This window comes from Paenibacillus sp. FSL M7-1455, assembly GCF_038004655.1.
Taxonomy (GTDB): Bacteria; Bacillota; Bacilli; order Paenibacillales; family Paenibacillaceae; genus Paenibacillus_AQ; species Paenibacillus_AQ cookii.
In genome coordinates this window covers 379,208-390,345 of sequence record NZ_JBBORO010000001.1, presented here as the reverse complement: position 1 = coordinate 390,345, position 11,138 = coordinate 379,208, and the positions used below count along the sequence as shown (strand labels likewise).

Below are 11,138 nucleotides of genomic sequence, written 5' to 3'. Positions count from 1 at the left end.
CTCTTTCCCCGCTTGCCGCGGATGTTATTGGTTGCGGCTCGATTGATTCAGAATGCCGTCGTTGTTTTTGAAGCGTTCGGTCGCCTCTTTGACAATTTCATTGCCGCCTTTTTGCTTATACTCCTCGATGACCTTCGGCCAATCCGAAATCGGCTCTTTGCCGTAAATCATTTTCACCATGTGGTCGATGATCAGCTTCGGCGCCTGGTCGGGACGTTTGGACGCCAAATCCGGGAATTGGCTGAAGGTTTCCAGGTCCGGCACGAAACCGATGCCGCCGATGCCTTCGTGGGCCAGCGTTTCGTCCAGCGCCTTCAGCACGTCCGTACCGCCCGGAAGCAGCTCGGTGCGCTCGCGGTTGATCGTTGCGTCGCCCACCCATCTGAGCAGGGAACGGAAGCCTTGTTCGTCATTGCCTTGTTTGTCGGTCGGGAACTTATAATCGATCTTGCCGTCTTTTTCGGTGTAGTTTTCCCCCTCGATGCCGAAGCTGAAGAACTTCACGGCCTCCGGCGTCTGCATCCAGTCGAACAGCTTGATGATGCGGATCGCTTTTTCCTTGCTGACCTTGCTGTTGATATACAGGGAGGTGTTGACCGAGCTGTACAGGCCGTAGCCTTTCAAGCCGTTGTCTCCTTCGGGAGACGGGATGATATCGACCTTCGCATCCGGCACGGCCTCCTGGATTTTGGTGCGGAAATCGAGCAAGCCGGCTGCGTTCGCCGTCCAGATGCCCGCGTTCCCCGCCTGGATGTTCTCGGTGTACTGCGGCGCCTGGATGGTGGCAAAGTCCTTCTGGATCAGGCCCTCTTCATACATCGTTTTATAGAAGTTGAGCGCTTTTTCCATGTTCTCGGCATTGAAGAATTTCGGAACGACTTCGCCGTCCTTCTCCATGAACTGGTATCCGAGCGCGTCGTAGGCCCCGAAGCCGATGTCCGCATATTTAAAGTTCTCGCGGGCTTGGTACGGCGCAGGCACGCCCAGTTTTTTGAATGCGCGCAGCACGTTCAGAAGATCGTCCATCGTTTTGGGCACCGGAAGCCCCGTTTTTTCGAGCAGGTCGGTCCGGATAAACGTCGCGCGCCGGGAAGGGTTGCTCAGCCATGTCGGCACGCCGTAGATTTTTCCTTTATAGCTCACTTCGGCCCAGGCTTCCTTCGGAACCGCTTTCATAATATTAGGCGCATACTCCTTGAGCAGGTCGTCGAGCGGCATAAACACGCCGGCTTCAATGGATCCCGACATCGATTTGTCCGTCGCGCCGCCGACGTTTTGCACCACGTCAGGAATCTCCCCGCCCGCAAACATGATCGACATCTTGGAATCGAAATCCTTGAGCGGAATCATCTGGATGTCTACGTCGATGTTCGCCCTCTTTTCAAATTCTTTGACCCACTTGTCGTTGTTGATATCCTTTGCGCTTTCTGCGTAACTGTTTCCGCTTGTTGTCAGGGAGATCGAAAATTTGAGCGGCTTGGACTCGTCGGAAGCGTCTGCCGCTTCGGAGCCGCTGCCTTTGCCGCATCCTGCGACGCCAACCGTCAGAAGCGCCGATGCCAAAACCAGGCTAATCCATTTCTTCATTGGCTTTTCCCCTTTCCGTTACTGTAGAGACAGGCATTCTTTCCTTGCTGATCTCATGATAAAACGAAAGCCCGGGGCGCACCCATGGGGCGGATTATGCTGGTGGTGTGTTTTTTTAGGGTGTGACGGCCGGAGCTGAAGGCAATGGACGGCAAACAAAAAAACAACCGGTCTCCCGGCTGTTCCATTTTTATCGTTCAGAAGGTCACCCCGCCCGCCACGCGTCTCCATCGGACCGGCCGGGAGGCAGCCATGTTCCGGCTCCGTCAGCCGTCTCCTTTTCGTGAGCCGCCGCCGTGCGCGGCATGCGCATGATCATTTTCGTGCCGCGTCCGGGGCTGCTTTCCACGCTCAGCCCATAATCCTCCCCGAACACGAGCTGAATGCGCCGGTGCACGTTGGCGACGCCGATGCCGCCGTGAATTTGCCCTTCCCCGCCGCCGTCGGCCAGCCGATTTTCGCGCAGCTTGGCGCGCAGCTCCTCGAGACGTTCCGGCGCCATGCCGCAGCCGTTGTCCTCGACGCTGACCCAGAAGCAGTCCTCCTCTTCGCCCGCATCGATCGCAATCGCATGATGATCCTCGATCCCGCCGCGGAACGCATGCTGAAACACGTTTTCCACGAGCGGCTGCAGCGTCAAGCGGACCATTTTCCGCAGCAAAAGCTCGGGCGCGACCCGCATATCGATCTCGAACGTCCGTCCGATGCGGTGGTTGATGATCACCATAAAATACATGACGTGCTTCAGCTCGTTGGCGACCGTAATTTCCTCCAAATGGGTCCGCACCGAATAATGCAGCATATAGGAAAGCGCCCCGACGATTTCGGAAATTTCCTCCGAGTCCTGGATGACGGCATAACAGACGACCGTTTCCAGCGTGTTGTACAAAAAATGCGGATTGATCTGCAGCTGCAGCGACTGGAATTCCGCCTTCTGCCGCTCGGCCTGCATCTCCTTGTTTTTCAGCTCGGACTGGTAGACGATGTCCACCAGCTCCGACAGCCGGTTGACCATCAAATTGTAGCGGATGATCAGCTCCGTGATTTCGTCGTGCCGTTTCGGGAGGGGAATGAATTCCCAGTTCCCTTTTTCGGTCTGGCTCATCCCTTTCATCAGCCTGCGGATCGGATTCGTGATCGCCCCGCCGAAGCGGTTCGCCAGGAACAGCGCGCAAAGGAACGTGATTCCCGCTACGATGAACATCAGCGTCCGCGTCGTTTCGAGCGGCTTCGTAAGCTGGCTGTCGGGGATGGACACGACCAGGTTCCAGTCCGAGTAGTCGGCCTTGCGGCTGATGTACGCCCGTTTCTCGCCTTCCGCCGCGCTGTGGAACATCGAAGCTCCCGCCCCGGAAATCTGGTTGGCCAAACTGGCGGGAAGCGCCTTTCCGGTCATCCCGGGATCGGCATGGTATTGAATCCGTCCCTGGTTATCGACGATGAAAAAATAGCTGTCCTTCCCGAGATCGATTCCTTTCCACAGCGTCGACAGCTCCTCGGACTTGACCTCGATGCCGACAAAACCTTTCATCTCCGGGGAACGCAGCCCGCGGATGCGGCGGATCAAGGTCAGCATCGGCGCCCCCTCCCCCTGGATGCTGTGATTGACGATGGTCAGGCGCCCGGACGGGTCCGTATGCTTCTTGAAGTAATCGATTTGTTTGGCCGTATCTTCCGGGCCGAGGAACGGTTCGGTGCCCCCGTTGAAATAATACAGCGCATTGCCGTTGTAGCCGAGGATGTACAGCGCGCTGATCTCCGGATTGCGGATCCAGACCGGCTCCACGATCGAATCGCGGATGTCGGTCAGGTAGCGGTAGTTTTCGTATTCCTCGCGGTCGGACGGCAGATCGATGTACTTTTTGACGTTCAGGTTGGAAAGCAGGGCCACCATCGAGCGCTGGTAGGAAGATAAATACAGGTTGGTATGATGGACGGCGTTGTTGACGATCTGCGTCATCTGATTTTCCGCGCTTTGGGACAGCTGCCTCGCCGATATCGTATAAAAGGCGATCCCGACGGTCGAAAGCGACAGCAAAATGACGACCAAAAATCCGATCAGCAGCTTGACGCGCAGCCGAAGCTTCATCATGCGCATCACTCGATGCCAAAAGACGACCGGTATTCCGAAGGCGACATGCCGACGAAATTTTTGAACGTCTTGGTAAAATGGGGATAATCCTCATAACCGACCTGAACCGCGATGTCCGTGATGGTCAGCGTCGGGACGGCAAGCAGCTTGCGCGCTTCCTCGATCCGTTTTTTGATGCGGTAATGCACGAAGGTTTCGCCGGTCATCTTTTTGAACAATGCGCTGAAATAGGTCCGCGTCAGGCCCACCCGCTTGGCGACCTCCTCCAGCGTCACCTCTTCCGAAAGATGCAGGTCGATGAACGCCTTTGCTTCCTCGATCGGATCCTTGAATTTGCCTTTGCGCGTCAGCTGCAGCTGGGCATACATTTGCTCAAGCACCGCCCCGAATGCTGCGAGCGTTTCCTTTTTGCTGATGTCCGTGCCGCGGATGTCCAGGCAGATTTGCGGCTTCCATCCCCGCTGGGAGAGCTTTCCCGCGATCATGCGCAGGCAGTCCTCCAGCACGGATTTCATGCCGGGCACATGCAGCCCCGCAAACAATCCCTCCCGCTCCCCTTCTTCGAGCAGCCGGTCCATGTCGCTTTTTTGCAGCATCCAGATGCTTTGCTCCAGCTTTTCCGACCATTCCACGTATTTTTGCAGGGGAACGATGTTTTCGTTCATGCCGGCGATGATTTCGCGGAGCGCGTTATGCACGTCCTGCTGGGTCACCGGCTTGAGCAGGTACCGTTTGACGCCGTATTCGATCGCCCGCTGGGCGTACCCGAAATCGTTGTAGCCGGAAATGACCGCGACCTGCACATGCGCGAATTCCCGGTGGATCCGCTCGCACAGCTCCAGGCCGTCCATCCGCTTCATCCTGAGATCGGTCAACACCAGATGCGGCTCCACGCTTTGGATCATTTCCAGGGCGGACTCCCCGTCGTCTGCCGTATATATGGCCGAAAACGACGCGGGATACCGCTGCACCATTTTGACAAGCCCTTTTTGAATGACAGGTTCATCTTCCACAATCAGCACACGCATGGATCCATAACCCCTTTTCTCGCCGGATTTGAAAAGAAAGCTGCGGCGCTATGCGCCTGTCTGTTTCACGACTTTAGCGGCTAGGCAAAACCAGAACGCCCTCCCGCGCATGATAGCGCTGCGTCGCCTCGCGGATAATGGCATCCCCGCCGCGGTCCCTGTATTCCCGAATCACCTTGGGCCAGTCCGATATCGGCTCTTTGCCGTAAATCATCCGGACCATATGGTCGACGATCAGCGGCGGCGGCTGGTTCGGATTGTTCGACGCAAGCTCGGGATAAATGCCGAACGATTCCAGCTCGGGAACGAAAACGATATTGCCGAGCCCCTCTTTCGCAAGCGTCGAATCGATCGCATGAATCACGTCGCCGCCGCCGGGAAGCAGCTTCATCCGCTGGCGGTTGATCGTCAAATCATGGGTCAGCCACAGCAGCTCGCGGAAGCCTTGTTCATCCTGCTGCTCCCGGTTTTGCGGGAACCGGTATTTGACGAGTCCGTTTTCGATGGTGTAGGTGTCGCCCGGGATGCCAAAGGAAAAATAACGTTCGGCCTCGTCGGTCAACATCCAGTCAAAAAACCGCACGATGCCGACGGCCTTTTCTTTCGAAACATGCTTATTGATGAAATAGGAGTTGATCACCGAGCTGTAAAGCCCGTACCCTTTCGAACCTTCGGGCCCCATGGGAGACGGGATGACGTCCACCTCGGCCCCGGGAACGGATTCCCGGACTTTGGTGCGGAACTCAAGCAGCCCTGCCGCATTCGCCGTCCATATGCCGGACTTGCCGCTATTGATGTTGCGGCTGTATTCGCTGATGCTGACCGTGGCGAAATTTTTCGCGATCAGGCCTTCGTCAAGCATCGTCTTATAGACGGAAAGCGCCTGCATCATGCGTTTTTCGTCGAAAAACTTCGGAACGACCTCGCCGTTTTGAAGCTCGAACTGGTATCCCAGCACGTCATACGCGCCAAAAACGATATCCGCGTATTTGAAATTTTCGCGCATCTGGTATGGATTTTCCACGCCCAGCTTCTTGAAGGCGCGCAGCACGTTCAGAAAATCGTCCACCGTTTTCGGCGCCGGAAGCCCCGTTTTTTTCAGCAGATCGGTACGGATGTACGTGCCCCGCCGCGACGGATTATCCAGCCAGGCCGGGATGCCGTAAATTTTTCCATGGTAGCTCGTTTCCTGCCACGCTTCCCGCGGAATCCGCGCAAGCAGGCGGGGCGCGTACTCCCGGAGCAAATCATCCAGGGGCATAAACAATCCGGCCTCCACGGTTCCGGCCATGGCGGCGGAGCTCGCCCCGCCGACGGTCTGGATGACGTCCGGAAAATCGTCCCCGGTCAGCAGCACCGGCAGGCGTTTGTCGATATCCTTCAGCGGAAGCATCGTAATTTGCAGATCGGTGTTTGTCAGCGCTTCCAATTGTTTGACCCATTTATCCTGCTGAATGTCGGGCGACTTGGCCGCATAAGGATTGGACCCGGTGGAAAGAACGATGGAAAACGATAAAGCCCCCGGAGACGCGCCGCTGCCGGCCGCCTGCCCAGGGGAGGATTCGGAGGTGCCCGGCGAATGGGTCATTCCCGGCAAAGAACAGCCTGCAAGCGTCACAATCATCGTCAGGATCGCATACCACCATTTTTTCATGGCCTCCCCCACTTTCTTCATCCGGAGTATCGCTGCAGGACGTGACGGGCGCTTTTTCGCGTTGGTGCGGAACACCTCTATATTATCATAATTTCGCAACTATGAAACCGCATTCAATGGCAGGACGTGCCGCGTTCTAGGTTTTGATCGACCCGATCAGCATCCCTTTAATGAAATACTTTTGCAGGAACGGATAGACGATGACGATCGGCAGCACCGAAACGATGATCACCGCCATCTGCACGCCCGCCGGAGACACTTCGTTGAAGCCTTCCAGCAGGCTGCCGGCCTGGCCAAGATCGTTGCTCAGCACGATTTCGCGCAGCCGCATTTGCAGCGGGTACAGGGCGCGGTTATTGATGTAATACAGGGCCGTGGAATACGAGTTCCAGTGCGATACGGCGTAAAACAATCCCATCGTCGCCATCACCGGCTTGGACAGGGGCAAAATGACGCTCCACATCGTCCGCAGCTCGCCGGCCCCGTCGATTCTGGCGCTGTCGATCAGCTCGGACGGAAGCCCGACGAAAAAGGACCTCATGATAAACAGGTTATACGCGCTGATCGCCGACGGGATAATGAGCGCCCATAACGTGTTCAGCAGATGCAAATTTTTGATGATGAGATAGTTCGGGATCAGCGGGGCCTGAAAAATCATCGTGACCAGGATGAAAATCAGCACCATTTTCCGCATCGTGTATTCCGGACGGGACAGCGGGTAGGCCAGCGATGCCGTGAGGATCAAGTTGATGGCCGTGCCGCCGACGGTGATGATGACGCTGACCAGAAACGCCCTCCAGATCGAGCTGTCCGACAAAATGACCTGGTAATTCACCAGGGTCCAATCCACCGGAAACAGCTTCACGAGACCGGCATTGATCGCTTTGCTGCTGCTGAACGACTTGGCAAGCACATGGAGCAGCGGAAAAACCATGAGGCAGCCGACGAGCGCCAAAAATATCGAGTTGAACCAGTCGAACCAGCGTCCTTTGATGTTCATTGTCGCATGCTCCTTTCCCTAATAAAGTCCTTCTCCGCTTGCCTTCTTGCTGAGGGCGTTGCCGATCATGATCAGCATCAGGCCGACAAGCGACTTGAACAGGCCGATCGCCGTCGTATAGCTGTACTGCTGGTCGATCAGGCCGACCCGGTAAATGTACGTATCGAGAATGTCGCCCTTTTGCTCGTTCAGCGAATTGACGAAGACGAAAACCCGTTCGAAGCCGAAATCCAGGAAGTTGCCGATATGCAGCAGGAACATGATCGTCACCGTCGGCAAAATCGCCGGGATGGTGATGGATAACGTCTGCCTCCAGCGGTTCGCCCCGTCCATCCGCGCCGCCTCGTACAGCTCGGGGTTCACGCTGGCGAGCGCAGCCAGATACACGATCGTCCCCCAGCCGCTGTCCTTCCAAATCCCCGTGCCCACCAGAATGCTGCGGATGTAGGAATCCTCCCCGAGAAAATAAACCGACTGGAAGCCGAAAAAGTTCAGCACCTGATTTACGATCCCCGTCGTCGGCGACAAAATGCCGATCATGATCCCGCCGATGATGACCCAGGACAGGAAATGGGGCAAATAAACGACCGTCTGCAAAATGCGCTTGTACAGCACCTTTCGCAGCTCGTTGAGCAGCAGCGCGAGGATGATCGGCACCGGAAACGCAAACAGGATGTCGTACAAGCCGATCAGCACCGTATTTTCCAAAATGCGCAGAAATTCCGTGTAGGTGAACATCCGCTTGAACTGGTCCAGACCCACCCACGGGCTGCCGGTGAACCCTTTGAAAATGTTGTAATTTTGAAAAGCCATGACCGAGCCCATCAGCGGCAAATATTTAAACACGATAAAATACAGAATGCCCGGAATCGTTATCAAATAGAGCGCTTTGTATTTGCGGAAATTGCTCATTTGCCTGGCGAACCGGCTGGGTGTTTTGAGGCTTGCCCGGGGGGCCGTCGGCGCCTGTCCTGACATGTCCATCGCTCCTTTTTCGCTTTTGAACCGGTTCGGAAAGCCGGATGGCTCGCTTGGTAAGGCCGGTTCAGGAATGTATTCTGGAAAAGAAAGCGTTATCCAAACCGATCGGCCGAAACTTGCCTGTTCTCCCGTTCGATCGGTTCGGTCGGGCCGGCCCACGTTCGGAACGATCCCTTGCCTTCGTGATTATCTTAACGTTCGCGGTCCTTCCGCCGGAATGGAGATTTGTCGGCTGGCTTGTGTTTTATTATTTTCTTTCGGCCGAAGCATGAAGGTTATCGCCGGTCCTTTTTGGCTGCGAGCATAATGCTTTGCCCTTCGGCAGCCTCGATGAGATAGCGGTATCCCGGCGTTTCGGCGCCGCCGCTCTCCTCGTGCCATTGGTTGTGCGGATTCTGCGCAAGGAGCGGCACAGGGGACCATATTCGGCAGGTTCCGCTGCGCTCCGGATGGATGACGGCTTCCACGATCATGCCGTCCTTCCAGCTCAGATCGACGCCGTAGCCGCCTCTGGCACGCAGTCCGCGCACCTCGCCCGCGGGCCACTGCGGCGGCAGCGCCGGCAGCAGCCGCAGCTCCCCGGCATGGGATTGCAGCAGCATTTCCCCCACCCCGGCAGCCCCGCCGAAATTGCCGTCGATTTGGAACGGCGGATGGCAATCCAGCATATTCGGATACGTCGAATGCGACAGCAGCTTCTCCAAATGGCCGTGCGCTTCGCCGCCCATCATCAGCCGCGCATAAAAGTTGACGATCCAGGCGCGGCTCCAGCCCGTATGTCCGCCTCCGGACGCCAGCCTGCGGGCCAGCGTCGTCCGGGCCGCTTCCGCCAGCTCCGGGGTTTCAAGCGCGTCGATCAGCTCGCCCGGATGCAGCGCAAACAGCTGCGAGATATGGCGGTGCCCGGGATCGGCTTCTTCGCGGTCGATGCGCCACTCCATGATCTGCCCGTGACGCCCCGCCGACGGCTTCGGCATTCGCTTGATGGCCCGCTCCAGTTCCGCCACGAATTCAGCTTCCCCTTGCGGTATATAGCCGCCGCCAAACTCCGCACCGGAAGCAGTCCGTTCGGCCCGGCCGATCGTTTTCGCCGCCTTCAGGCAAGCTTCAAACAAGGTCAGCGCGATTTGCGAGTCCATAGACGGCCCCATGCACAGGCTGCCGCTTTGACCGTTCGGGAGCAAAAAGCGGTTCTCCGGCGATACCGACGGGCCGGTGACGAGCATGCCGTCCTCGTCCTCCGTCATGTAATCGAGCAAGAAAAGGGCCGCCTCCTTCATGATGGGAAAGGCGCGCTTTTTCAGGAACGATACGTCCATCCCGTAGCAGTAGTGCTCCCACAGATGGAGGCTGAGCCAAGCGGCGCCCATCGGCCAGACGGTGCAGGTCATCAGGATGCCCTCGGGCCGGGTTTCGCCCCAAAGATTGGTATTGTGATGGGCGACGAACCCGCGGCACCCGTACATATCGCGGGCCGTGGCTTTCCCGTTGGGCAGCATCCGCTCAATCAGGTCGAACAGCGGCTCATGGCATTCCTCAAGGTTTAAACTTTCTGCGGGCCAATAATTCATCTGCGTATTGATGTTGATCGTATATTTCGACTCCCAGGGCGGAGTAAAGCTGTCGTTCCAAATGCCCTGCAGGTTTGCGGCTAAAGAACCCGGGCGCGAACAGGATAACAGCAGGTAACGGCCGTACTGCACGTAGAGGGCCATGAGGCCGGGATCGGCGGATGCTTTCGCTTGTTCCGGCGGCTCGCTGCGCGGGGCCTTCCCCGCCTCTTTCAGCCGAAGCAGCCGCTGATCGGTTGGCAGGCATGCCAAGGGATCGCCGCCCGGCGTCAGCGACAGCTCGAACCGGTCGAACCTTTGCCGGTATTCCGTGACATGGCGCTGGAACAGCTCGTCGAAAGGCCGTTCCGACGCCCGCTGAAGCTGCTCAAGGCAGGCTGCCTCCGGATCGGGCGCGCGGAAGGACGTCTGCGCAGCCAGCAGCAGCGTCACCGAGGACGCGCCTTCCACGGATACAAAATCCCCGATGTTCCGTACCGTCCCCCCTTCATGGACGGCGCGGAACGCGGCGCTGAAACGAACGCCGTCCGCGCCGCATTCCCCGTTCATGACGACCGTGCCATCTGCAAGGGCCCGGCAGACGCCGTCGAAGGGACGGCGCATCAAATTGACGGCAAACATCAGCGCGCCGGGGCGGTCTGCCGTCAGGCGGATGACCAGCACCCCGTCCGGTTCGCTGACGAAATACTGCCGGCGGTAATTGACGCCGTCCGCATGGTAGGATACGTTAACGACGGCACGTTCCAGGTCCAGCTCCCGTTCGTAATCCTCGACCGGAGCGGCGTCTTTTAAAGGTTTCAGCATCAGGTCGCCAAGCGGCTGATAAGGTTGCTCGTATTTGGGAGAGGCGGTCATCGCCATGCGGGCGAGATGCTCCGCCTCCGCCTGCCTGCCGTCCCGCAGCAGGCCGCGGATTTCGTCCAGATACGGCCGGGCATCCGGATTGGCCGCCCGCCCGGGCCCGCCGTACCAAAGCGAATCTTCGTTCAAACGGATCGTTTCGAGCCCCGTCGAGCCGTATACCATCGCGCCAAGACGCCCGTTGCCGATCGGCAGCGCTTCTTCCCATCGGTCCGCCGGCGCGGCATACCACAGCCGCACCGGGCGGCCGTGCCGCCCGGTTCCGCCTTTTGCTCCGCTGCCTCCGGCAAGCTCCGCCCGGCCTTCCTCCCTTGCCGCCGCTTGCCGATCCTTCCAATCCCGTTCGTTTGTCCAGCTCACCTCT

7 protein-coding genes are annotated in these 11,138 nt (G+C 57.9%); all 7 read right to left on the bottom strand.

The features are described 5' to 3' along the window. Positions 1-24: 24 nt before the first annotated feature. The 7 genes from NYE48_RS01740 to NYE48_RS01710 all read right to left on the bottom strand — a co-directional run bounded on the left by NYE48_RS01740 (position 25) and on the right by NYE48_RS01710 (position 11,134). The gene (locus NYE48_RS01740) at positions 25-1,587 is read right to left on the bottom strand and encodes an extracellular solute-binding protein (RefSeq protein WP_036709453.1); all 1,563 of its coding nucleotides are present in this window, start codon (positions 1,585-1,587) and stop codon (positions 25-27) included. A gap of 205 nt (positions 1,588-1,792) precedes the next feature. Then, entirely contained in the window at positions 1,793-3,679 is a 1,887-nt protein-coding gene (locus tag NYE48_RS01735; protein ID WP_036715496.1) for a cache domain-containing sensor histidine kinase, read from the bottom strand. Between the two features lie 5 nt (positions 3,680-3,684). Then, positions 3,685-4,707 (bottom strand): response regulator transcription factor, encoded by a 1,023-nt coding sequence (locus NYE48_RS01730; protein ID WP_340996512.1) that lies wholly within the window; start codon positions 4,705-4,707, stop codon positions 3,685-3,687. Positions 4,708-4,780: 73 nt separating this feature from the next. Beyond that, positions 4,781-6,361, bottom strand: a complete 1,581-nt coding sequence (locus NYE48_RS01725; protein ID WP_340996509.1) for an extracellular solute-binding protein — start codon at positions 6,359-6,361, stop codon at positions 4,781-4,783. Between the two features lie 136 nt (positions 6,362-6,497). Beyond that, positions 6,498-7,361 (bottom strand): carbohydrate ABC transporter permease, encoded by an 864-nt coding sequence (locus tag NYE48_RS01720; protein ID WP_036715492.1) that lies wholly within the window; start codon positions 7,359-7,361, stop codon positions 6,498-6,500. A gap of 18 nt (positions 7,362-7,379) precedes the next feature. Beyond that, on the bottom strand, positions 7,380-8,273 hold the full coding sequence (locus NYE48_RS01715; protein ID WP_052147446.1) for an ABC transporter permease: 894 nt from the start codon (positions 8,271-8,273) through the stop codon (positions 7,380-7,382). Between the two features lie 344 nt (positions 8,274-8,617). Then, positions 8,618-11,134, bottom strand: a complete 2,517-nt coding sequence (locus NYE48_RS01710) for a glycoside hydrolase family 95 protein (protein WP_340996505.1) — start codon at positions 11,132-11,134, stop codon at positions 8,618-8,620. Between the last annotated feature and the right edge of the window lie 4 nt (positions 11,135-11,138).

Bases quoted from the DNA above. Each gene is read 5' to 3' on its own strand.
- NYE48_RS01740 (WP_036709453.1), bottom strand. From the start codon at position 1,587: ATGAAGAAATGGATTAGCCTGGTTTTGGCATCGGCGCTTCTGACGGTT.
- NYE48_RS01735 (WP_036715496.1), bottom strand. From the start codon at position 3,679: ATGATGAAGCTTCGGCTGCGCGTCAAGCTGCTGATCGGATTTTTGGTC.
- NYE48_RS01730 (WP_340996512.1), bottom strand. From the start codon at position 4,707: ATGCGTGTGCTGATTGTGGAAGATGAACCTGTCATTCAAAAAGGGCTT.
- NYE48_RS01725 (WP_340996509.1), bottom strand. From the start codon at position 6,361: ATGAAAAAATGGTGGTATGCGATCCTGACGATGATTGTGACGCTTGCA.
- NYE48_RS01720 (WP_036715492.1), bottom strand. From the start codon at position 7,361: ATGAACATCAAAGGACGCTGGTTCGACTGGTTCAACTCGATATTTTTG.
- NYE48_RS01715 (WP_052147446.1), bottom strand. From the start codon at position 8,273: ATGAGCAATTTCCGCAAATACAAAGCGCTCTATTTGATAACGATTCCG.